This window comes from Neptunicella sp. (assembly GCF_048268085.1).
In the GTDB taxonomy this organism is placed as follows: Bacteria; Pseudomonadota; Gammaproteobacteria; order Enterobacterales; family Alteromonadaceae; genus Neptunicella.
This window is the reverse complement of record NZ_JBLWWF010000002.1, coordinates 166,406-190,183: the sequence shown is the minus strand read 5'-3', so window position 1 is coordinate 190,183 and position 23,778 is coordinate 166,406. Positions and strand designations below refer to the sequence as shown.

16 protein-coding genes are annotated in these 23,778 nt (G+C 44.2%); 5 read left to right on the top strand and 11 right to left on the bottom strand.

The features are described 5' to 3' along the window. Nucleotides 1–90: 90 nt before the first annotated feature. Nucleotides 91–1,431 (bottom strand): N-succinylarginine dihydrolase, encoded by a 1,341-nt coding sequence (gene astB / locus ACTD55_RS02220; protein ID WP_438862668.1) that lies wholly within the window; start codon nt 1,429–1,431, stop codon nt 91–93. Nucleotides 1,432–1,697: 266 nt separating this feature from the next. On the opposite strand from astB, the gene topA reads away from it, so the two are divergent. Then, nucleotides 1,698–4,340, top strand: coding sequence for a type I DNA topoisomerase (gene topA, locus ACTD55_RS02215; RefSeq protein WP_438862667.1), 2,643 nt, complete (start codon nt 1,698–1,700; stop codon nt 4,338–4,340). A gap of 2 nt (nt 4,341–4,342) precedes the next feature. Continuing rightward, entirely contained in the window at nt 4,343–4,894 is a 552-nt protein-coding gene (locus ACTD55_RS02210) for a DUF2058 domain-containing protein (RefSeq protein WP_438862666.1), read from the top strand. Between the two features lie 36 nt (nt 4,895–4,930). Here ACTD55_RS02210 and ACTD55_RS02205 read toward each other — a convergent pair whose 3' ends face one another. The 5 genes from ACTD55_RS02205 to ACTD55_RS02185 form a co-directional block, all read right to left on the bottom strand. Beyond that, a complete protein-coding gene (locus tag ACTD55_RS02205) occupies nt 4,931–5,341 on the bottom strand; it encodes a hypothetical protein (protein WP_438862665.1) in 411 nt (136 codons plus the stop codon). A 108-nt stretch (nt 5,342–5,449) separates the two neighbouring features. Next, complete coding sequence (locus ACTD55_RS02200; RefSeq protein WP_438862664.1) at nt 5,450–6,217, bottom strand: 3-hydroxybutyrate dehydrogenase; 768 nt, start codon at nt 6,215–6,217, stop codon at nt 5,450–5,452. Next, entirely contained in the window at nt 6,214–7,200 is a 987-nt protein-coding gene (locus ACTD55_RS02195) for an extracellular catalytic domain type 2 short-chain-length polyhydroxyalkanoate depolymerase (protein ID WP_438862663.1), read from the bottom strand. Before ACTD55_RS02195 ends, ACTD55_RS02200 begins: the two co-directional genes overlap by 4 nt. 2 nt (nt 7,201–7,202) lie before the next feature. Beyond that, a complete protein-coding gene (locus tag ACTD55_RS02190) occupies nt 7,203–8,396 on the bottom strand; it encodes an E22 family MetX-like putative esterase (RefSeq protein WP_438862662.1) in 1,194 nt (397 codons plus the stop codon). A 14-nt stretch (nt 8,397–8,410) separates the two neighbouring features. Next, complete coding sequence (locus tag ACTD55_RS02185; protein ID WP_438862661.1) at nt 8,411–9,706, bottom strand: GntP family permease; 1,296 nt, start codon at nt 9,704–9,706, stop codon at nt 8,411–8,413. A 272-nt stretch (nt 9,707–9,978) separates the two neighbouring features. Here ACTD55_RS02185 and ACTD55_RS02180 point away from each other — a divergent pair, with 272 nt between their 5' ends. Both ACTD55_RS02180 and ACTD55_RS02175 read left to right on the top strand, forming a co-directional pair. After that, on the top strand, nt 9,979–12,267 hold the full coding sequence (locus ACTD55_RS02180) for a TonB-dependent receptor (RefSeq protein WP_438862660.1): 2,289 nt from the start codon (nt 9,979–9,981) through the stop codon (nt 12,265–12,267). Between the two features lie 134 nt (nt 12,268–12,401). After that, nucleotides 12,402–13,040 carry a response regulator gene (locus tag ACTD55_RS02175; protein ID WP_438862774.1) on the top strand — a complete coding sequence of 213 codons (639 nt, stop codon included), beginning with the start codon at nt 12,402–12,404 and terminating at the stop codon, nt 13,038–13,040. 12 nt (nt 13,041–13,052) lie between these two features. Here ACTD55_RS02175 and ACTD55_RS02170 read toward each other — a convergent pair whose 3' ends face one another. The 5 genes from ACTD55_RS02170 to betT all read right to left on the bottom strand — a co-directional run bounded on the left by ACTD55_RS02170 (nt 13,053) and on the right by betT (nt 20,782). After that, entirely contained in the window at nt 13,053–13,400 is a 348-nt protein-coding gene (locus ACTD55_RS02170) for a GFA family protein (RefSeq protein ID WP_438862659.1), read from the bottom strand. Next, complete coding sequence (locus tag ACTD55_RS02165; protein ID WP_438862658.1) at nt 13,390–14,097, bottom strand: 2'-5' RNA ligase family protein; 708 nt, start codon at nt 14,095–14,097, stop codon at nt 13,390–13,392. The genes ACTD55_RS02170 and ACTD55_RS02165 overlap by 11 nt, the downstream gene beginning before the upstream one ends. Nucleotides 14,098–14,138: 41 nt before the next feature. Next, nucleotides 14,139–17,498: a PAS domain-containing hybrid sensor histidine kinase/response regulator gene (locus tag ACTD55_RS02160; RefSeq protein WP_438862657.1), complete on the bottom strand. Its 3,360-nt coding sequence runs from the start codon at nt 17,496–17,498 to the stop codon at nt 14,139–14,141. 35 nt (nt 17,499–17,533) lie between these two features. Further along, nucleotides 17,534–18,520 (bottom strand): NAD-dependent epimerase/dehydratase family protein, encoded by a 987-nt coding sequence (locus ACTD55_RS02155; protein ID WP_438862656.1) that lies wholly within the window; start codon nt 18,518–18,520, stop codon nt 17,534–17,536. A 288-nt stretch (nt 18,521–18,808) separates the two neighbouring features. Continuing rightward, nucleotides 18,809–20,782 carry a choline BCCT transporter BetT gene (gene betT, locus ACTD55_RS02150; protein WP_438862655.1) on the bottom strand — a complete coding sequence of 658 codons (1,974 nt, stop codon included), beginning with the start codon at nt 20,780–20,782 and terminating at the stop codon, nt 18,809–18,811. Between the two features lie 284 nt (nt 20,783–21,066). On the opposite strand from betT, the gene ACTD55_RS02145 reads away from it, so the two are divergent. Then, nucleotides 21,067–23,727 (top strand): TonB-dependent receptor, encoded by a 2,661-nt coding sequence (locus ACTD55_RS02145; protein ID WP_438862654.1) that lies wholly within the window; start codon nt 21,067–21,069, stop codon nt 23,725–23,727. The last annotated feature ends 51 nt before the right edge of the window (nt 23,728–23,778 follow it).

The following is a 23,778-nucleotide window of genomic DNA, read 5'->3' as shown; positions in this document are numbered from 1 at the left end:
GTTAATTGCTAACATCGTTAACCAGACAACAAAGCCCGGTCAATAGACCGGGCTTTTTATTTACAAAAATGGCAACAATAGCAAAGAAGTTTAATCTTGCTGAAACGGATACACCGAACCCAGTTGCATAATTTGGGTTAGTTCGTCTAGCGCAGTGCGAGATTCAATTAATAGTTGTGGATCGTGTAGATCAGAAACTAATAATTGATCGCGGTAATGCTTGTCTATCCAGTTATTTAATCGTTCAAACTGGGTGTCGCTTAGCAAGGTATTCGGGTTAACCGCGGCAAGTTCCTGATCATTCAATGCCACTCGCAAACGCAAGCAAGCCGGTCCACCACCATTGCGCATACTTTGTTTCACATCAAAATAATATACGTGCTTAATCGGTGTGTTAAGCGTGACAAGTTGACTCAAATAGGCTGATACGGCTGCATTTTCCTGACATTCAACGGGAGCAATAATTGCCATTTCACCGTTGGCTAAGGTAATGATTTGGGTATTAAATAAGTAGGATTTGACCGCGTCTTGTACTGAGACTTGCTCAGTATCGACTTTAATAAAGTGCACTTGCTGCTCGCCAAACTTTTGTTGGATCTCCGCGAATGCCTGTTGCGTATTTCGAAACGCCTGTTCGTGATAAAATAGGACGTTCTGATTGCCTACTGAAATGACGTCGTTGTGAAAAACGCCCTGATCAATTACATCGGGATTTTGCTGAATATAGACTACCCCTTCATCAGACAAACCATGTAACCGTGCAATGGCTTGGCAAGCCTCCAGCGTTTGGCGTGCCGGGTATTTTTTGGGGGCAGGCTGAGTGACATCAAAGGCATGGCGACCATAAGCAAATATTTCCACACCGGCATGACCATAATTGCTGCATAATCGAGTATGGTTGGCCGCGCCTTCATCACCAAAAAATTCGTTATCCGGCAAATGAGTATGGTGGTTAAAATATTTCTCGTGATCAAAGGTGGCCTGTAAAATTCGCCCGGTAATTTGTGGCTCCAGTGAGCGGTGAAATTTATTGGTTAAATTGGCCGGGGTAAAATGCACTTTTCCATCAACGGTATCTGCGCTGGGAGATACCGTGGCTGCATTGGCAGTCCACATACTTGACGCTGAACAACAGGCTAGGAAGACCTGTGGGGCTTGTTTAGCCGCTTTTTCTAAAACCTGAGCATCGGTTCCTGAAAAGCCCAATCGGCGTAATGTGAGCACGTCAGGGCGCTCTTGAGGGGCTAATATGCCCTGTTTCATTCCCATATCGGCAAGAGCTTTGGCTTTTTGTAGTCCCTGTTTGGCCGCTTGTTTGGGATTACTGCAACCATTCGCATTGCTCAGTGAGGCCACATTGCCAAATGACAGTCCTGCATAATTATGCGTTGGTCCAACTAAACCATCAAAGTTAACTTCAAAATGCTGCATATTTATTCCTTTTAATTGCCAAAAGCCTTAATATATAAGGGCTGTAAGGGATATAGTTATGCGTCGCATTATACGTTGGTAAGTTTAATTTGCATGTTTTTTAAAGGTCGTTTGAATTTTAAACGATTTGTTTTGCATAAAAAGATTTGCTTGTTTTCTCGTGTATTTATCGATATACCTAAAAAAGTTCAGAACCCTTATATAATAGGCTTATTGCCCAAGTGTTCATCATAAATTTAATAAATTCAAGGAATTAGCTAATTCTTATGGGAAAGTCTCTGGTAATTGTCGAGTCCCCGGCCAAGGCCAAAACCATTAATAAATATCTAGGCAAAGATTTTATTGTTAAATCCAGTGTTGGACATGTGCGTGATCTTCCAACTCGCTCATTAGGTAAAGTTGCTCCTAAAAAACCGGCCAAAGAACTTAAATTACTTCCCGAGTCAGAACAGCAAGAGTACTTGCGTCAATATGAGTATTTAAAGCTGGTTGATCGCATGGGAATTGATCCACAAAACAATTGGAAAGCCCATTACGATATTCTTAATGGTAAAGAAAAAGTTGTTAGTGAACTGAAGAAGCTGGCTAAAGATGCCGACACAATCTATCTCGCAACGGATTTGGATAGAGAAGGAGAGGCGATTGCCTGGCATTTACGCGAGATTATTGGTACCAAAGATAAAAAGTATCAGCGCGTAGTCTTTAACGAGATTACCAAAAAAGCGATTCAGGAAGCCTTTTCCGCACCTGGTGAATTAAATCAGGATCGGGTGGATGCACAGCAAGCCCGGCGTTTTCTTGATCGCGTGGTGGGCTTTATGGTTTCACCTTTATTATGGAAAAAAGTCGCACGGGGTTTATCTGCGGGGCGGGTGCAATCTGTTGCGGTGCGTTTGGTGGTTGAACGTGAGCGTGAAATTAAAGCTTTTGTTCCAGAAGAATTTTGGGATGTGCATGCCGATCTGAATACTCAAAAAGCACAGCCATTACGCATGTTGGTGGCTAAGCAAAATGGTCAAACCTTTAAGCCCACTAATAAAGCGGATACACAAAAAGCCTTGGATGTGCTGAAGGACGCATCTTATAAAGTGGTTAGCCGTGAATCCAAACCTACTCAAAGTAAGCCTTCCGCTCCTTTTATTACCTCGACATTACAGCAGGCTGCCAGTACCCGTTTAGGTTTTGGGGTGAAAAAAACCATGATGATGGCGCAGCGTTTGTACGAAGCGGGTCATATAACCTACATGCGTACTGACTCCACCAATTTAAGTACCGAAGCGGTAGAAACGTGCAGAGAATATATTAATAAAAACTTTGGTGATGCTTACTTACCAGCCAACCCGTTAAAGTATGGCAGCAAGGAAAACGCGCAGGAAGCCCACGAAGCGATTCGTCCATCCAATGTGATTGTTAAATCTGATTCACTGACTGAAATGGAACGCGATGCGCAGCGTTTATATGAATTGATTTGGCGCCAATTTGTGGCCTGCCAAATGACGCCAGCCCAATATGATGCCAGTACCATTCGTGTTCAGGCCGCCGATTTCGAATTAACCGCCAAAGGCCGAGTGTTGCGCTTTGACGGTTGGACTAAAGTACAAACCCAAGTGCGCAAAAAAGGCGAAGAAGACTTGTTGTTACCGGATGCCAAAGAAGGTGACATCCTGAATTTACAGCAGCTTGATCCTAAACAGCACTTTACTAAACCTATCGCACGTTTTAATGAAGCGTCATTGGTAAAAGAGTTGGAAAAACGTGGTATTGGTCGTCCGTCAACCTACGCCAGTATCATTTCGACGATTCAAGATCGGGGGTACGTCCGAATTGAAAATCGTCGTTTCTATGCAGAAAAAATGGGTGAGATAGTTAATGATAGATTAGTTAATAATTTCAATAACTTATTAAGTTTTGATTTTACTGCCAACATGGAAATGCATCTGGATGAAATTGCCGAAGGTAAACTGCAATGGAAAAAGGTGCTGGACGAATTTTACAAAGATTTTTATAGCCGCTTGTTACAGGCCGAAAAACCGTCGGAAGAGGGCGGAATGCAGCCTAATCAGGCTGTGCCTACCGGGATAAAATGCCCCAAATGTGCACGGGACATGATGTTACGTACCGCCAGTACTGGCGTGTTTCTTGGTTGTTCCGGATATAACTTGCCACCCAAAGAACGTTGTACCCAAACAATGAATTTGGTACCCGGTGAAGAAGCCGTAAAAGTGGATGATGAAGAAGAACTGGAAACGGAAATACTTCGTTCCAAACATCGTTGTCCTATCTGTGAAACCGCGATGGATAACTATCTAATTGACGAAAAGCGCAAATTACATGTTTGTGGTAATACGCCGGATTGTCATGGTACTGAAATCGAGCAAGGCACCTTTAAAATTAAAGGTTACGACGGGCCGTTAATTGAATGTGATCGTTGTGGCTCGAATATGGAACTTAAAAACGGACGTTTTGGCAAATATTTCGGCTGTACTAATGAAGAATGTAAGAATACCCGTAAGTTACTCAGAAATGGTGATGTTGCCCCACCTAAAGAAGATCCGGTTGATTTACCAGAGTTAGCATGTGTTAAATCCGATGCCCATTTTGTATTGCGTGACGGCGCCTCAGGAATTTTCTTGGCTGCGCATAACTTCCCTAAATCTCGTGAAACTCGTGCACCATTAGTGGAAGAACTGGCTCGATTCCGAGATCGCTTATCCAGCAAATTTTATTATTTAGCTGATGCCCCACAGCAGGATCCCGATGGTAATGCCACCTTGGTACGTTTTAGTCGTAAAACCAAGCAGCAATATGTGATGTCGGAAGACAAAAACGGTAAAGCAACTGGTTGGTCTGCCTGGTATGAAGGTGGTAAATGGAAAGCCGATGATAAACGTAAAGGTAAAAAGAAATAACTATGGCATCGTTACAAGAGCAATTGCTTAAAGCCGGGTTGGCCGATAAAAAGAAGGCCAACCAAATTAGTAAAGAAAAGCATAAACAAAAAAAAGCCCAGCAGCATCACAAGATTGAACTCACTGACGAAGCCAAATTACTGGCCGCGCAGCAGAAAGAGCAAAAAAGGCTTAAAGATCAGGAGTTAAATCAGCAAGCCAAGGCTAAAGCCGAGCAAAAAGCGATTTTGGCGCAAATCAAGCAACTGATTGACGTAAACAAACAGCCTAAAGGACGCGGTGACATCGCCTGTAACTTTACTGACGGTACTAAAGTTAAACATATGTATGTTGATGCTAAAACCCAAAAACATATCAGTCAGGGGCGATTAGCGATTGTTAAGTTTCAGGGCGGCTATGAACTGGTACCTATGCCAGTAGCTGATAAAATTGCTCAGCGTGATGAGTCATTGGTGGTATATCGCTCTGATAGTATTGAAGAGTCAACCAATCTTACCGAGCAAGAGCAAGACTGGTACGCTGACTATGAAATACCTGATGATTTGAATTGGTGATACACGGGAATTGGCTTAATCCGTTCTGCCTGATTGTTATTTCAGGCGGGAATTAAATAAGTAGATCATTAAGCCAAGCAGGGCACCGAGAATAAAGGCCAGCGGATTTTGTAGCATGCGCGCTGGCACGTCGATTAACTCAGCCAAGTTAACAAAGTATTGTTCTATTACGGGATGATGGATATTGCTCAGCAATAACAGACTAAACAAACCACCCGATAAAATATACCGTAAACGAGAGGAGCCGATGCGGGATATTTTGAACGACTTGATTAACACCCATACCATCCAAGCCACCCCGGCAGAAGTCACCGATGTGAGCAGGATTGACAGTAAACTTCCATAAGCCCCGGTTAATATAAACAGAATTGCGACAAGCAATGACAGGCCTAAAAAGCTGAGGAAGCTGCGTAAACTGGGTTGGGGGGCTTTTAGCGTGATTAACATAAACAATCCTTGTTGATTACAAACTACACCCACAACCAATCCGGTTGTGGTAGTCGCTAGGATCTTATAAATATTAATCGATGGCAAGTCTGTTGTTGATGATTTTATTTATCGGGCGACCCAACCCCCATCTAACACTAAAGTCTGTCCGGTAATATTTTTGGCGCCACTCGTTAATAAAAATGCAGCTGTTTCGGCCAATTCATCAATACCAATAAAGGCTTTTTTAGGCATAGGTTCGAGCATAATCTTATTGACTACATCTTCCTCACTGAGGTTATTTTCTTTGGCCTGAGCGGTAATTTGCTGTTCAACCAGCGGGGTTTTAACGTAAGACGGGCACAATGTGTTTATTGTAATGTCATGCTGGCCTGTCTCTAAAGCGACTACTTTGGAAAAACCCAGTAAACCATGTTTGGCGGCCACATAAGCTGATTTAAACGGTGATGCTACCAACGAATGGATCGAGCCTACGTTGATGATACGACCAAAATTACGTTGTTTCATGCCGGGTAAAAAGGCTTGTGTCAGCATCGCTGGCCCCACCAGCATAATATTGATAAGTTGCTGCCATTTCTCAGCGGGAAAGTCTTCTAAGCGCGCAACATGTTGAATACCGGCATTATTGACCAATACGTCGATAGATAATTGACCTAATTGTGCGGGGAGGGCAGCAATCTGTGTTGCGTCAGAGACGTCAAGCGCGACAGCGGTGGCTGTAATGTCGTGTTGTTGTAACAATTCGACAGCCTGTTGAGCCGCTTGAAGATTAATATCGGCCACCACGATATGATGACCCGCTTTTCCCAAGTGCTCGCCAATACCTAAGCCGATACCGCTGGCGCCCCCGGTAATAAGAACGGTTAATGGGTTCATGATTGACCTCCGGCGAGTGCTTCTATCATATTGTGAATCGCTTGAATCTGTTGACCTTGACGAGTGGCATAATGTTCGTCGGTATAGCCCCACCAATCCCAGCAAGCCTGTGGATTTAATGGTAATAAGGTACTTTTTTTAGTTTGAGGATATAACACCACCGTATTGTGTTGGAGTGCCCACTGGTTAATGCCGGTTAGAGTGGCATAGTCTTTACCCACCGCTTCGGCATTTTGATTACAACCGTGAAAGCTGACATGTAATTGACAGCTTTGCCCTTGCTGGCATTGTTGTGGTACATACACATAACCTGTGTCGGCCAAGCTAACCGCCGCTTCGCCCCCCAATTGTTGTTGGTTAAATTCGAATAACTCACCTTTTTCGCTACGGTTCTTAGCTGCCGGGCTAATATAATTGAGCATTTCAGAGGCGGCATCGTAGTCACATTTACCAATAAAAGGAGCAACTGATTCAGTACAATCTGTTCCTTGATTGATGGTGGGGAAAAGATGCGCGAAAGGTTTGTCATTGACATAGTTAACTCTGTCACTGCCAACCCAGTTTTGATACTGCTGCACAAGCTTGTCACTGACACCACTTAGCACTTTGTTATCCTCTGTGCCGTGCAATATCCAGATATGATCATGTTGCATGGCTTGAGTGGGGGCAATCAGATTTTTGGCTCTCCAGTCATCCAATTTTTGCTCGATAGTCTCCAACGATATGGGATGCTCGAGTTTGTTTACACATTGGGAAAGGGCGGTAAAAATACTGCCTTGGGCACAAAAGTATGGACCGCCAGCAATCAGCCCTACACCACTGACTTGTTCAGCATGGGCAACGTGATACTGCCCCGCCATGTAGGCTCCACTAGATAGACCGGATAAAGTGATTTGTTCCACATCCAGATTCAATTTAGGTAACTCAGTGGCAAATGATGATGTAGCAAAAAAAATAGATAAACAGATAAAAGTGGACTTCATAATTAATCCTTGTCGGCTAAAAAAGCGGCGATAGTGGCGCGTTGTTGACTGATGCCGGTCACCCCGTTGAGATGTCCCATTGGACCGGATATTTCTGCAAGTTTGGCCGATTTTCCGGCTGCTATTAGTGCTTGTTGCAGTTCTTTAGCCATATAAGGCATCAATAATAAATCGTTATCTGACGGTAATAATAAACATTTGGCTTTAACTCGTTTCATTGCCTGTTGAAGCTTGTCATGATGTCCGGCAACAAACAGCTGGTTAGCGCGCACCAGATACAGTAAATGATTGGCATCCATGATTTTGGCTCGTGCTTGTGCGGCACCTTTTAACCAGTTAACCACTTGGTGGGACTGGTTAATATCATTAAGTGGCGCAGGCTCCAATGGCCAATGTTGTGGGTTAAGTGCATTAATATAGTCCGGGTGCATGGCTTGTTGGGTAATCATCATCAGCGAGGCCGTCAATCCATCAAGAGGTGCCTGTTGCTGATAGTAATTGCCATTATTCCAGTGCTGATCGAGGCGTATTGGGGTTGCCCATTGTTCCAGCGTTAAGGTTGTCCAGGCATCGGCCTGACCCACACCAATGACCGAAATCATTCGTTCAACCCAGTCAGGGTAAGCAGTCGCCCATTCCAATGCTTGCATTGAACCCATTGATGCGCCGATTACCGCATGCAGCTTACTAATTCCTAAACTCGTTAACACGGCCTTTTGCACATTCACAAAATCACGAATGGTGACCACCGGAAAGGTTAATCCGTAGGGGTTTCCCGTATCCGGATCAATGCTGGCCGGGCCCGTGGTAATCACATGGGGATCATGAACCCCGAGGTTAACCAGACTATCGACACTGATCACAAAATACCGATTCGTATCAATGGTTTTTCCTGGGCCGATGATGCTATCCCAGTAGCCGGGTTTGGCATCATCCTGGGAATATTTTCCGGCGGCATGGGAATTGCCGCTAAAATAATGTGTCACCAATATCACATTGGACTTATCTTGATTGAGCGTACCGTAACTTTCCCAGCCAACCTTAACTTGTTTAATCGTTTTACCGCCAAAAGTGCTGAAATTTTCCATTTCAAATGATTGTTTCTGCACCAGTAAGGTTTCTTGCGCCCAACTAAGTTGAACGGAACAACATAAGATTAGGGCAAGTTTCCCCAATAAAATAATATAATGACGCATCAGGACACCCTTGTTTAGAACCAGTTAAATAATAAAACCGCCATTCCCAGTCCAATTAACGGGATCACCACGGTTAATGCTCCCACCGCCCAGTAGGCCTGTTGATGGGTTTCATTGCAAATGGCGCGAATCGTTGTTACCACGTAACCATTGTGGGGAAGTGAATCCAGTGCACCGGACGAAATAGATACAATGCGATGCAATTCTTCCGGATTCACGCCTTGATCAAGATAATGAGGCGCAATTAACGGCAGTGCAATGGCTTGACCGCCGGATGCTGAACCGGTTAATCCCGCGATAACACTTACTGCCACTGCCGCCCCAAGTAATTCGTTACCGGGTAATTGCGTCATCACTTCGACCGCTTGCTGAAACGCGACGGTGGATTTGGCGATAGTACCAAAACCCACTACAGCAGCAGTATTGCCGATAGCGACGAGTGCTCCTGTAGTACCTACTGAAATGGCATTATTCAGATTATGGAAATATTTGAAATTGATTATCAGTAAGCTAAGAACGCCTCCACCAAGTGCCACAATAAGTGCCAGCTGTTGTAAGTCGTCATGTAATAAAAACGACAGCATCAGTACCACAATTAAGGGAAGTAATCCGGTTAATGGGTGGGGATAGTCTCGGTCAGGAATGGCCGGATCTTCTGCGCGATGTTCAAATTTTTCGCCATTGGCAATGGCTTTGTTGATCATTCTTTTTAACCACCAATAGCCGAAGCTAGCCATAAAAATTGCTACCACTAAACTGACTTCCCAACCGGCAAAAGGCGAGGTTCCTAAATACTTTATCGGGATCCAGTTTTGGATTTCCGGTGAACCGGCTGAGGTCATGGTAAAGGTGACCGAACCAAAGGCGAGTGCAGCGGGAATGAATCGCCGGGGTAAATTAGCATCTTTAAACAAGCTTAACGCCATGGGATAAACCGAAAAGGCCACCACAAACACGCTGACGCCACCGTAAGTGAGTAACGCGCAGGCCAACACCACTGCGGCAACCGCGTGTTTCATGCCTAATTTATTAACTATCCAGCGAGAAATCGAATCGGCCGCTCCGGTATCTTCCATAAATTTGCCGAACAATGACCCGAGCAGAAACATAAAAAACCATGAAGCAATAAAACCGGAAAAACCGGCCATATAGGTGCTAACAAAATTAGTGTCACCGATAAAAACCGGAATATTGCTGGTTAGAGCGACAATCAGGGAACACAACGGCGCAGCAATAAACAGATTCATGCCACGAATGGTTAACCAAATCAGTAGAACTAATCCACCGACCAGTCCCAGTAAACTCAACATAGTAATTGTCCTTCGCGTAAAAATTATTTAGATCAACTGTTTGATTCATAATGAAAATATTAATCTAGTTGATACCGCTTTGACCGAAGCTAAACAAATGCGTGGACCTTTCCGGTATTCACCGGTGAAAACAATAATGCGTCATATTAATGGGTCAAGACCATAGTACTATGGTACAGCATACCTTTTGTTAATAATAAGTTAATGTGTTTGCCGACCGTACAAAACAAGTGCCAAAAAATACAACAAAATACAGGTATTGAGGAAAGATCATGACGAAGCCTAATTTTACAAAAACAATATGTGCATTAGCAGTAACGACTGCATTTACCAGCCCAATCCTGCTGGCACAAGAGCAGTCAGCGGACAAAAAGGGACTGGAACGTATTGAAGTCACTGCACGTAAAACCGTAGAAAGCATTCAGGAAGTACCCGTTGCCGTAACGTCTGTTGGAGAAATTGAACTGACTGAAAAGGGCATTAGCGATGTGACCGAAATTCAGCAGATGTCGCCCAACACAACGTTGCAAAAAAGTCGTGGTACCAACTCGACCTTGACTGCGTTTATTCGCGGTGTAGGACAGGAAGATCCATTATGGGGTTATGAAGCCGGTGTCGGTATTTACGTGGATGATGTATATCTGGCGCGTCCACAGGGCGCGGTGCTGGATATACTTAACGTGGAGCGCATCGAAGTATTGCGGGGACCACAAGGCACCTTGTATGGAAAAAATACGATTGGTGGTGCGATTAAATATGTCACTAAAGCCATGTCTGGTGATACGGAATTATCAGTTAAAGGTACGGTAGGCAGTTACGGCCAAAAAGACGTTAAATTAAGTGGCCAGATCCCGCTGATGGATGACAAATTATACTTGGGTTTTGCTTATGCCAATTTAAATCGTGATGGTTTTGGCAAGTTTTTAACCTCTGCATTGGATGGGCAGGATCGTGAAAACTATAACAAGGATCTGCAAGCTTACCGATTGACCCTGGAATATCGTCCGTCAGACGATGTGTTTATGCGGCTTAACTATGATAATACCGAAGACAAATCCAATTCCAAAGGGGGCTTCCGGTTATTACCCAGTATTCTGACTGATGCACCGGTTCCGGATAGTATTTATGATTCCTACACCAGTTTGCCTACCTGGAATAAGGTTGAAAATGAAGGCTTAAGCCTGACGGTCAACTGGGATATTAATGAAAACTTTATGTTTAAGTCGATCACGTCCAGTCGTGAAGGGTATTCACCCACCAATATTGACTTTGACAATACCTCCTTGCGGATTTTTGATGTACCGGCCATTTATGACGATGAACAGTTTACCCAGGAATTCCAGCTAAATTATCAGACCGATGGGGTAAAACTGGTGTCCGGTTTGTACTATTACAAAGGGGATTCTTGCGGTCAGTACGACGCAATTTTGGATGTTTTGGGCAATGCCTTGGGATTACCGGGTTATACCAGTGAAGTCGGGGGCTGCAGTAATAGCAAAAGTACCGCAGTTTATATGCAAGGCTCCTTTGATCTAACTGATAAGTTGTCCTTAACCGCTGGCGCGCGTTACACCAAAGAAGAGAAAGATGCCCAAGTCTTTAACGCGGTTTATTTTGGTACGATGTACCCTGAATCGGGTTGGGTTCCAGGTTTTGTTCGTGATGAAACGTTAGTCAATGCCAGCCAAAACGTGGTGTTGGACAATAATGCTGACTGGTCACGTTTTACGCCTAAACTAGGCATGGAATATCAATATAGTCCCGACATGATGTTATTTGCCAGTTATTCTCAGGGATTTAAGTCTGGTGCATTTAATCCAAGGGCCACAACCAATGAGCCGGCGGCGGATCCGGAAATTGTTGATTCATTTGAAATTGGTATGAAGAGTGACTGGAACGATACGGTTCGCTTTAACGCCACCTTGTTTATGCTCGACCATAAAGACCGCCAATATGTGACCCTGATACCTGATCCGGACAACTTGGCAATTAACAATCAACGTTTAGGTAACGTGGGTAAATCTGAAGCCACGGGTGCTGAAGTGGAATTAACCGTATTGGCGACTGATAATTTTGAGTGGTATGCCACTTTGGGTTATATCGATTCCAAGTTTAAAGAGGTTAAATCGGTAACACCAGATGGCACACCGATTGATATTACCGATCAGTTCAGTATTACTAATACCCCAAAAACGACAGGTAACCTTGGTTTTAACTACACTATTAGTTCCTCTGTAGGCGACTTTATTGTCAATGGTAACTATTACTATCGCAGTAAATATTCGTTGGTGGAGAAAGGTAACTTGTTGACTCAGGACGGTTATGGTCTGGTTAATTTCGGGGTGAACTGGTATAGCGAAGATGGGCAATGGACCGTTGGATTGCATGGTAAAAACCTAACCGATGAAGAATATTTGGTAGGTAATTATCCTTTTGTTGATGTCACTACTCCTCCGTATTCCACTGAAAATCCAGGCCCTGGAACCGGTGGGGATACCACATTGATTGGCTATTATGGTGATCCACGTACCATTAGCTTAACCGTTGGATATAAGTTTTAAAACCTAGTGAGTGTGGAGGCGGCTTAGGCCGCCTTTTTTGTTAGTCGGGTGGAGTTAATTTTATGTTATCCAGTCTTGAACATTATCAGCGCTTGCCGGATAGTAACGGAATTCATTCCATTACCAGAGAAAATATGTCTGCTCGCGTCATTATTGCTGATGATCATCCCCTGTTTCGCGCAGCGATGCAGCACGCTATTCAATCTGTTTTAGGCAGCGATATTCTTGAAGCGGCTGATTTTCCCAATACGCTAGCACTGCTTGAAAGCAACAACAGTATAGAATTGGTCTTTCTGGATTTAAATATGCCAGGAAATCAGGGGCTTACCGGACTATCTACCATTCGTAATAACTTTCCCGGTGTGCTGGTGATTATGGTTTCGGCTGAGGAAAATCCGGCTATTATTCGACGAGCGATCGATTTTGGTGCCAGTGGCTACATTCCCAAATCGGCACCACTGGATTTAATTGCTGAAGCCGTGCAACAAGTACTGGATGGTGAACAATGGTTGCCAGAGGATATCAAACCGTTAATTGACAACACGGATAACGAGCAAGACAAATGTTTTGCGCGTAAATTGGAGCAACTTACCCCACATCAATTTAAAGTGTTAAAACTGCTGGCCGATGGCTTGTTAAATAAACAAATCGCCTTTGAGCTCAACGTACAGGAAACGACCATTAAGCAGCACGTTTCCGCCATATTACGCAAGCTTGAGGTCATTAATCGTACTCAAGCCGGGGTGGTATTTCGACAGATCATGGGGGAATAAAGCATTTATATATTAAAGACTTTTTCCATCAAAATGATTGATTTTAAATTCCGATAAATCTACATCATCTGCACAACGGGCATTAATGGCTGCCATTTCGTTGCCTTTACCATCACTGCCAATACCAAATGGGGCACAGCCGCATTTAGGACAAAAATAGTGTTTTATTTTATGGGTGTTAAAGGTATAGCTCTGTAGATCCTGTTCCGGAGTTGAAATGGTTAATTGTGGACGGGGAATAAACCACAGCAGTGCGCCGCGCTTACTGCAGATTGAGCAGTTACAGGAAAGTAAATCGCCAAATTCACCTTCAGCCTGATATTTTATATTGCCGCAATGACAACTGCCGTTAATATTCATAGTCGTTCCCTAATGATGCGTGGTGTAAATCAAACGTTTTGATCAATGTAACCTGCTTTTTACGGTGATACCAGTCTGTTCCCACGAGCTCTATTTGTGCGATTTCACATCGGCCAAAATCTGTCTCTCTGTAGTCCTGTAGAATCTGGATGAATCGCTCAGGATTGTTGAGGGGGTGACGAAAACGCATAAGGGTGGAATGCGCAGTTTGCAGAATATAGCGAGCGTCGACGGATTGCTGCAATGTTGAGTGTTTTAAGTTGTGACGTAAGTTTTGCCGACATTGGTTGAGGGTGTCTTGATGGTTGAAGCCTTGCAACATGACTCCGGCGTTGGATGTGGTAATACCTTTAAAATCGAGTTGAAAGGGAGAAATACACTGCACGCTTTGGTTAATGATTTCGATGTAGTTAGATAGGTTAACTTGTTGCAACTGAAAACCGTCGTAGCAAGATATTATTGAAAGCAGCGTAATATGGATATCCTCTGCCGGGTAATAATATTGTTCTGGCTCAAATTGCCTTAATGTTTGCAATAATAGCTGGCATTGCTGCTTGATTTTATCACTAGGCCTAAGTACCAGTGTCAGTCCATAACGTTGGTCCTTGGGATCATCAATGAGTCCATCCAGTGCCAGCTGGTTATTGCGAATGCTGGGCAGGCTGTCTCGCCACATTGTCTGATAAATAGATTTCATCCATTAACTCTGCTTTTTCAGTTAGTGCGATTCTGGCGTGGTTATTCCAACAGCTTCTTGATTAAGCGTTTTAATGCGCCGGATTTAACCGGTTTATGCAAAAAGGCAAAGCCGGCGTCAATTGCCTGTTCTCGAATAGTATCGGAGTAGTCGGCAGAATTAACGATAGTCGGAATGGTTTTCTGCCATTGTTGCTGCAAAGTGCGGGCAACCTCAATGCCGATCTCGTTGTGATCCAGATGATAATCCACCAACATCAAATCGGGTATATCAATGTCAGGTGCGAGCGCTTGTGGTAAGTCCATTGCGGTTTGTACGTCGGCCCCCCATTGGCTTAACAACTGGCTCATAGCGTTGAGTATTTGTGCTTCATTATCGATAATCAATACCCGTTTATGCCGCAGGAATACGGTTTTTTCGCTGATTTCTATGGGTTTGCTCTGCTGTGGTGGTGGGGGAGTGGTCGCGACAGGCATACACACTGAAAAACAGGTTCCACGGCCTAATTCCGAACGAATTTTAACTGGATGATGTAACAGCGTGCAGATCCGCTCCACAATAGTTAAACCCAGTCCCAAGCCTTGTCTATTATGCTGGTCGAGTTGATGGAACTCGTTAAAAATTTCCTGTTGTTGATGCTTGGCAATACCGAGCCCGGTATCGCATATTTGTACCTGTAACTGTTGTTTCGAACGTCTGACACCAACTAACACTTTGCCCTGCTGGGTATAACGGATGGCATTTGATAGCAAATTTTGCAGCACCCGACGTAAAAGCTTTTTGTCCGATTGCACATACACTTGGGTCTTAACATAAATTAACGCTAACCCCTTTTGTTGTGCCAGCAATGAAAACTCCCGGACCAGTGGCTGTAATATATCATCCAGTCGAAAGGGCTGAATATTGCTGGTTAGAACACCCGATTCCAATTTGGTCATATCCAGCAACATTCCGAGCAGTTCCTCAGCATTGTTCAGAGATTGCAACAAGCTACTGGCCATGGTTTTAATTTGCGTATCACCACTTTGTTGCTCAATCATACTGCCAAACAAAGTGGCGGCATTAAAAGGTTGCATGAGATCATGCCCGGCAGCGGCCAAAAATTTGGTTTTACTATCATTGGCTTTTTCGGCATCTTGCTTGGCCAGTTCCAATGCCTGATTGACCCGTTGCAACTGCTCGGTGCGCTCAGTTACCCGAACTTCCAAATGGTCTTTGGCCTCTTGCAATTGTTGCTGGGTTTTTACGTAATCGGTCATATCGCTATAAGTGGTAACAAAGCCGCCACCGGGCATGGGATTGCCTTGTAGTTCAATGACCCGTCCATCAGGCTGGCTGCGCAGATATTTATAGCTGCTACCTTGTTGCAGATACTCAATGCGTTTTTCTACTTCTTGTTCAACATTTTTATTAGTGCCGAATAGTCCTCGCTGAGCATTAAAACGCAGCAGTTCCTGTATCGGTAATCCGGCTCTAATAAACCCGTCAGGATAATTAAATAGTTGAATATAACGCTGGTTCCATGCCAGTAACTTGAGGTTGCGATCTACCACACTGATCCCCTGATCAATATGTTCGACGGATGATTGCAATAACTCATGATTAAACTGATAACTTTGACTGGCTTCTTCCACCAGCCCAACCAGTTGTTCTAATGGTACTTGCTGTTGCTCGGTGATGGCCGATAACAAAATTCGCGCACTAGCGGTTCCGACGTGAGCGGCTAGTTCAATTTCTATTTTGCTAATCAACTGATCACTGGCAAAGCCGTTCAAATCGTCTTGGCTGATTTGGTCTTGTAATTTTTGTTGTTGTTCAGCAGCGAATACTTTTTGAGTAATGGCCAGTAACGCCGATATTTTAATCGCCGATAGCAGGGGCGGCTGATGTTCATCTGTGCCAAACGACTTATCTTGCGGGCGGGTAAACGCAAGTATGCTAACCAGTATGTGACATAGCGTATTAACCGCAAGACTTAAATACACTCCCTGACTTAACGCCAGATCAGTAGGAATGTCTTCAAAATAGTAGGTAGATTTAACACTGGGCCACAAAAGATAAACGCACCAACAGACACAACCGGTAATAATGCCACTGATAGCAGCAGACTCGCGGCTTCGCTTCCAGTACATGCCTAACAATAAACTGGGGACTAATTGCGCCAGTAACGCCATGGCAATGATGCCGCTATTAACCAGTGGTGCTGTACGACTTAGATACTGATAATACAAATAGGCAAGACCGACTACCAATAACACCGTAGTACGACGGATATTTAACAGACTGTGTTTGGTTAATACTTGTTGTTGATCTGCTCTAAAACGCCATTTTAGCCACAATGGTGTAATCAGGTTATTGGCCATCATAATACCCATCGCTAATGTGGCGACGATGACCATACTGGATGCCGCAGACAATCCACCAATAAAGACTGTCATTGCCATCCAGGGGTTATCGGATAGCATGGGTAAAGCCATTACGTAACTGTCTGGACTGGCATCAGCGAGTAATATTTTTCCGCCTAATGCGATGGGTAACACAAACAAATTGATCGCTAACAAATAAACAGGGAACAACCAGCGTGCGGTGCGCAGTTCCTGTTCACCATTATTCTCGACATAGTTGATATGAAATTGGCGAGGCAAGCAGAACATCGAGCAAAAACCTAACAGCATGTGGCTTAAATACACCCAAGGCGCAGAGGCATTGGATAATACTTGTTTTGATTCGGTATGGAGTTGTGCTTTGCCAAGTAAATCCAGTACGCCGTCAAACAGAAAGTAACAGACAAATAAACCGATGATCAAAAACGCCAGTAACTTAACTATCGACTCAAAGGCGATTGCCAACATCAATCCAGGATGTTTTTCAGTCAGGCTTAAGCTACGGGTTCCAAATAAAATGGCAAATATCGCCATCAATACCGCCACATAAAAACTCACACCACCCGGCCATTGGGTTTCATTGGTGGTCAATACGTTAACGCTGGCAGTCACTGCATCGAGCTGTAATGCGGTATAAGGCAGTACCCCAATAAAACAAATCAGGGTAACAAATGCCGCAATAAAATGAGATTTACCATATTGATGGCTAATAAAATCGGCTACTGAACTAATATTATGTTGCTGGCATAAACGAATAATCTTTTGCAGTATCGGATAGCCAAACACAAACAAGGCAATACTGCCCATATAGGTCGGCGTAAACGCCCAGCCATAAGTGGCCGATTGGGTGGTGGTGCCGTAAAACGCCCAGGATGTGCAGTGCACACCGAGCGCCAAGCTGTAAATAATAGGCCGTTGTCGTGTTGTGGGATGAAAGCGGTCACCCCAAAACCCAATGGCAAATAACATGACTAAAAAGCCGACAGCCACTAGCGTGAGAGACCAGATGCTAAACATTGTTATGGCTTCCTGGCAGCATTATTCAGGTAAAATTAACCGCATTTTTGATAGGCCTGAATAATACGCTCCATTCTGGCTTCAGTGTGCGGGTTAATTATCTGTCGATCCGGTTGTTGCTTAAACCACTCAATGGTTTGTTTAATTCCTTTGGCAAAGGGAATGGTGGCGCAAAACTCCGGTACAAATTGTTTGATTTTGCTGTTATCAAAAATCACGCTATGTGATTTGTCACCCAATAAGGTACCGGCATAGTCGGGATCAACTCGGGCAATAAAATCAGACGGGATATGCAATAGATTAGGTGTTACCCCTACTGCATCGGCCAATGCGAGGTTGATTTGATCCCAGCTCAAACTTTCATCGCTGGTAATGTGAAACGCATGACCAATGCTCTGCGGATGACCCAATAAACCGGTAAAACCTTTAGCAAAATCACTGGCATGGGTAATTGTAAACAGCGAAGTTCCATCACCTTGGACAATAATCGGTTTTCCCTGCTTTAAACGTTCGACCACATTAAACTCCGTCCAGCCACCAAAAGGCACAGGAATTACCGTGTCGTAAGTCAGAGATGGGCGGACAATACACATCGGAAAACCCTGTTCTCGATACGCTTTTGTCAGGGCGTCTTCACCTGCAATTTTATCCCGCGAATATTGCCAAAATGGATTACACAGTGGCGTTGATTCGGTAATAAACGGCGAAGTGCCCGGTTTCTGGTAACAGGACGCTGAACTGATAAAAACATATTGTTTGGTGCGCCCACTAAAGAGCTGAATATCCTGTTCGACATCCTGTTGGGTGAAGGCAATCCAGTTAACCACCACATCCCATTGATAGTCTGCCAGTTCCGTTTGGGTTTGAGGGCTGTTTATATCCCCGACGATAAAGTGTGCACCGGACAAGTTAACCTTGCGTTGTCCGCGATTAAGTAAATACAGTTCGTGACCCTGTGCAACACAGGCTTGGCTAACTGCCATACTGATATTGCCGGTACCACCAATAAACAGGACTTTCATGGCTCATTACATTGACAAATAAACATGTGCCTCAGCATAACTTTAAAGCTGTTGAGTTACAAAAAACTTAAGCTATTACAACTTGTTGAAGGTTATAGGGGCTGGGAATAATCAGTAGCGAATGAGGGATAACCCAACTGCTGAAAACCAGTTTTAGCGGTTAATATGAGGAACGAAAGATCGAAACATCAATCTTTCGATCATTCGTCCCTCAATATTAAAGTTAACGAAGAATATTAGCCTTGTTTTTCGCTGTATGCTTGGTGTCGCACAGGATGGCTAATGTACTCAACGTAATAAATGTAAAAAATGCAGGTGCTTTTGATATTGCTCCAGAATATCGTTGATCACTTCAATTTTTGACCAGCCCATCAGATCGTAGTCTTGACCACCTTCTCGCAGATGTACTTCAGCACGATAATATTTTGAGTTTACATCAGCGTTGTCATCAGGATTAATATAATCAGGCTGAAGATGTTGTTGGCAGTATACGCCATAGGTAAAATCAATCTCATCACCATGCATTACCTGCAATACACAGCTTTGCTCGTCAGGCATATTGACCTCAACGGTCAGTCCTTTTTTCTCCAGTTCGCTGGCAACATCACGTAACGCCGCCTGAACAGTATGTTGAATAAATTCTTTTACTGCATTATGGGCAGGGAAATCGACGATATTATTGAGCCGTTTTCGCCAGTCTTGTGTCGTTACCGCCATCCCATGGGCGACACTCGTTGCGCTGAGACTGTTGCGTTTAAATACGTCAATACGCAGTGCTTTAAATAAGCCAACCAGTCCTAACATTAGTACTAACGTAAAGGGCAGGGCACTGGCGATAGTCATGGTTTGCAGGGCTTCCAGACCATCGGCTAACATCAGGGCAATGGCGACAATCCCTGCTATTGAGGCCCAGAAAATGCGCTGCCAAACCGGAGTATTGGTTTCACCGTTCGAACACAACATATCGACAACTAATGAGCCAGAATCCGCCGAGGTGACAAAAAATACCATGACCATCAATATGGCAATACCGGATAAAAAGCTAGCCATGGGAAAATATTCTAAAAAATGGAATAACGCGGAGGCAGTGTCGTTTTGTACCGCTTGACCCAACTCGGTGAAGCCTTGATTAAAAATTAATTCAATAGCCGAATTACCAAATACGGTCATCCACAATAAGGTAAAGGTGGTGGGTACGAGTAACACACCTAAAATAAATTCTCTAATGGTGCGACCGCGGGAAATTTTAGCAATAAACAATCCCACAAAAGGCGCCCAAGCTAGCCACCAGCCCCAATAGAAAATAGTCCAGCCGCCTATCCAGTCGGTTTTATCATAAGCAAATAAATTAAAGGTATTACTGACTAAATTTGACAGATAAGCGCCAGTATTTTGTACAAAAGCTTCTAATAAAAATACCGTACTACCCAAGGCTAAAATTAATAAAACCAGTGCAGCTGCAAGCACCATATTTAATTCAGAGAGTCGTCTTACTCCTTTATCCAGACCAGATGCCACAGAGGCTACCGCCATTAAGCTAATCAGGATAACAATCATGATCTGCATATTAATATTGATTGGCAGGTTATACAGATAATGTAAGCCTGAATTAACTTGGGCGGCACCAAACCCCAATGACGTTGCGACACCAAATACTGTACCAATTACGGCAAAAATATCGACCATATGCCCAATGGGGCCATATATTTTTTCCCCAATTAATGGGTAAAGTGCAGAGCGTAATGTGAGTGGCAGATTATGTCGATAAGCAAAAAATGCCAGCATTAATGCGACGACTGCGTAGATCCCCCACGCATGTAATCCCCAGTGAAAAAATGTCATTAACATGGCCTGACGGGCGGCTTCAAGAGTTGCAGGATCTGCAGTCGGCGGGGATAAAAAGTGCATGACTGGCTCCGCGACCCCAAAAAACATCAATCCTATCCCCATTCCCGCAGAAAACAGCATGGATAGCCAGGTTAGCTGGTTATATTTGGGGGTGGAGTGGTCCGGTCCCAATTTAATTTCTCCATAGCGAGAAATACCCAGATAGACCACTGATACCAGAATGATTGCCACGCTGAGCACATAAAACCAGCTGGCATTGCTAATTATCGTGGCCTGAATCGTGGCAAACAGGCTTTTAGCTGTATGTGGAAACAAGGCGGCAAATAAACTCAATAAAAAAATAATCATCGCAGCGGGATAAAACACCGCTGGATTGAGTTTGGCTTTAGACGTTTTTACTACGGAGGATTGCATACGCTTTTATGTCACCTATCTGTTGTATTGGCTCTAAAAATAAAATGAAACCTGTCTACTACTATTAATACGTTAATAATAATTAGTGTACAAACAATTATTTATGTAGCAAAGTAGTTTGGGGGAATAGTGCAACCCTAACTAATGCATTAATTAATTGGTGTTTTCTATTGTTAGTGTATTTTGTTGTAGGAAATTAATTTCCATAAAAAAGTAGTTCACTAATGAATGGAGGGCATCCAACTTACCAGGAGAGCATCATCTTCAAACAACAGGTGTCTATTATGTTTCATAAAAATAAGCTTAGCTCCGCAATAGTATTAGCCATGGCAACTAGCAGTTATGCCATGGCCGCGGAAGAAAATGTCGCCCCGGATGGCGGAAAAAGTAAAATTGAAACCATCCAGGTCACTGCAACAAAACGGTCGGAGTCCATTCAGGACGTGCCGGTATCCATAAGTGCTCTAAATGGCAAGCAGCTGGATAAGCTGGGGCTTGATAACTTTAATGAGTATGTCGAGTTTTTACCCAATGTGGTATTTCAGGGCACGGGCCCTGGTCAAAATGAAGTCTATATTCGTGGTGCGGCGACCACACAAACCAATATTTCTGTATCAACTGTTCAGGCATTGCAGCCCTCGGTGGCATTCTATTTAGATGAGCAGCCGGTATCCATGCAAGGCCGAAATCTGGATGTCTATGCGACAGATATGCAACGCGTAGAAGTGTTACCCGGGCCCCAAGGAACCTTATTTGGTGCCAGCTCTCAGGCGGGTACTATTAGAATGATCACGAAAAAGCCGGATCACTCCGGATTTTCGGCAGGGTTTAAGACCAGTATCAGCTCCACCAAGGGCGGTGAGATGAGCAATTCCGTTGAGGCTTATCTCAACATAACGCCCACCGATGATTTGGCACTTAGGGTTGCAGCCTACAATGATCGGCAGGGAGGCTGGATTGATAATATTCTTAATGATCCAGACAATGGCGGCTATCGTGGCAGTGCTCAGGTCATCAGCCGTATTTCTGGCGGTGTCCTTGCCGATCCCGCTAACACACCTATTGTGGTTCCCAAGAATGATTCGTTAGTCAAAGATGATATTAATGATGCCATTTATTCTGGTGCCCGATTCAGCGCGTCTTATCATATAAATCCGGAGTGGGATTTACTGGTACAACATACCCAGCAAACGTTGAATACCGAAGGTGTGTTTGCCTACGATCCCAACTTGGAGGGTGAAAGCTCCGTCAACCGTTTTCAGCCGGAAACCAATGAAGATGATTTTGGTTTGACTACCTGGACATTGGAAGGACGTTTAGCCAAATTGGATGTCGTATACACCGGTGGGTATCTGGATCGTGAAATCAATTCGTTGATAGATTACACCGGTTACACCAATGGTGGCTTGTTCTCTGCCTATTATGTCTGTAGTTATTACGGTTTACCGGCAGAAGAACAGAAGTGTTTGGATCCGACCAAATTCTATCATGAAGATACCGATACCAGCCGTGTAACCCATGAGCTGCGCTTTAATACCCCGGTAGAAAACCGCTGGAGACTAACGGCAGGGGTGTTCTATGATGATCAGGACCTGTCTACAATTGGCTCTTTCAAAATCCCCAATACGGATTTATTCCCCAATATGGCGCGCACTCTGGTGGGCAGTGAGGGAATTAATAGTGACGGAGGACCGTTCCCCTCGGAAGTTGGTTTTATCAATGATATTACTCATACCATAGAGCAGATTGCTGTGTTTGGTCAGGGGGAATATGATCTGACCGATACCGTCACTCTGACATTGGGAGCACGTTGGTATCAAATTGATGATACCTATAAAGGCTCCACTTCAACCGTGGATGTCAGTGGTCGTTTGCGCGCCTTTGGTGATGGTAGTGATCAGGCGCTAGTCGACTTTTTCGGAGACGATGCGCAGGGATATATTGATGCGATTGATAGTGGCCAGTTAGATATCAGTTTGCTGGATGATAACGGTACCGTTAGTGTCGATGATGTCATTTACAAGGCGTCAGTGGACTGGAAGATGAGTGAAGACGTATTGCTCTTTGCCACGTATTCTGAAGGATTCCGCCCGCCAGTGACCAACCGTGTTGGTGGTGGAGCGGCAGCTAAACCCGAAGGTGCATTTGCCAATTTCCGTATTCCGGTTTATTCCACGACAGACACACTGGATAACTATGAATTGGGCATAAAAGGGGATTTCCTGGAGCAGACATTAAGAATTAATGCGACTGCGTATTACTCGGAAATCACCGATCTGCAAACCTCCCGTTTTGATCCCACCAATATTAGCTTTTTGGTATTTACTGATAATGTTGGAACCGCTGAAATCAAAGGTCTTGACGCGGACTTCCAGTGGTATGCCACTGATAATTTGGTGATTAGCGGCGCCATGAGCTGGCTGGATACCGAATTGACGGAAATTAATACGGAGTTACAGGGGATTGCACCACCGGAAGGCAGCCGTTTACCATTTTCGGCTAAATTTTCCGGAAATTTACAAGCCAGTTATTTCTATATGTTGGAAAACGGCTGGGAAGGCTATGTTAACGGTGCGATTAACTATACCGGAGATCGTCTGGTCGGCATGACCATGGATGCTTATGTTATGGAAGATGCAACGCGCTTAATTTACGGTACCGGCAGCGGTCTGAAGATACAGCAGGAAGCGGCGACCTTTGATGGAGTTAGTTACACAGATGAAGCTGGTAATACCTTTGCCGGTGGACGTTATGTACAAGAAGGCTACACCGTCGCGAATATTGCATTCGGGGTCAGAACCGATCAATGGAAAGCGGAACTGTATATCGATAACATCACCGATGAACGTGGTGATCAGTATATTGATACGCAGCAGTTCACCCCTAAAGTAGTGAGCAGCCGTCCTCGTACTATCGGCATGCGTTTCTCTTACGATATGTATTAAATCCGCATAATGAATGGGCTTGTCAGCCCTTAAAAATAAAGGCAAGCTGTT

Coding starts and splice junctions, on each gene's coding strand:
- ACTD55_RS02155 (WP_438862656.1), bottom strand. CDS start 18,520: ATGAAAGTCCTGTTTATTGGTGGTACCGGCAATATCAGTATGGCAGTT.
- ACTD55_RS02175 (WP_438862774.1), top strand. CDS start 12,402: ATGTCTGCTCGCGTCATTATTGCTGATGATCATCCCCTGTTTCGCGCA.
- ACTD55_RS02170 (WP_438862659.1), bottom strand. CDS start 13,400: ATGAATATTAACGGCAGTTGTCATTGCGGCAATATAAAATATCAGGCT.
- ACTD55_RS02190 (WP_438862662.1), bottom strand. CDS start 8,396: ATGCGTCATTATATTATTTTATTGGGGAAACTTGCCCTAATCTTATGT.
- ACTD55_RS02180 (WP_438862660.1), top strand. CDS start 9,979: ATGACGAAGCCTAATTTTACAAAAACAATATGTGCATTAGCAGTAACG.
- topA (WP_438862667.1), top strand. CDS start 1,698: ATGGGAAAGTCTCTGGTAATTGTCGAGTCCCCGGCCAAGGCCAAAACC.
- ACTD55_RS02195 (WP_438862663.1), bottom strand. CDS start 7,200: ATGAAGTCCACTTTTATCTGTTTATCTATTTTTTTTGCTACATCATCA.
- betT (WP_438862655.1), bottom strand. CDS start 20,782: ATGCAATCCTCCGTAGTAAAAACGTCTAAAGCCAAACTCAATCCAGCG.
- ACTD55_RS02200 (WP_438862664.1), bottom strand. CDS start 6,217: ATGAACCCATTAACCGTTCTTATTACCGGGGGCGCCAGCGGTATCGGC.
- ACTD55_RS02205 (WP_438862665.1), bottom strand. CDS start 5,341: ATGTTAATCACGCTAAAAGCCCCCCAACCCAGTTTACGCAGCTTCCTC.
- astB (WP_438862668.1), bottom strand. CDS start 1,431: ATGCAGCATTTTGAAGTTAACTTTGATGGTTTAGTTGGACCAACGCAT.
- ACTD55_RS02160 (WP_438862657.1), bottom strand. CDS start 17,498: ATGTTTAGCATCTGGTCTCTCACGCTAGTGGCTGTCGGCTTTTTAGTC.
- ACTD55_RS02145 (WP_438862654.1), top strand. CDS start 21,067: ATGTTTCATAAAAATAAGCTTAGCTCCGCAATAGTATTAGCCATGGCA.
- ACTD55_RS02210 (WP_438862666.1), top strand. CDS start 4,343: ATGGCATCGTTACAAGAGCAATTGCTTAAAGCCGGGTTGGCCGATAAA.
- ACTD55_RS02165 (WP_438862658.1), bottom strand. CDS start 14,097: ATGAAATCTATTTATCAGACAATGTGGCGAGACAGCCTGCCCAGCATT.
- ACTD55_RS02185 (WP_438862661.1), bottom strand. CDS start 9,706: ATGTTGAGTTTACTGGGACTGGTCGGTGGATTAGTTCTACTGATTTGG.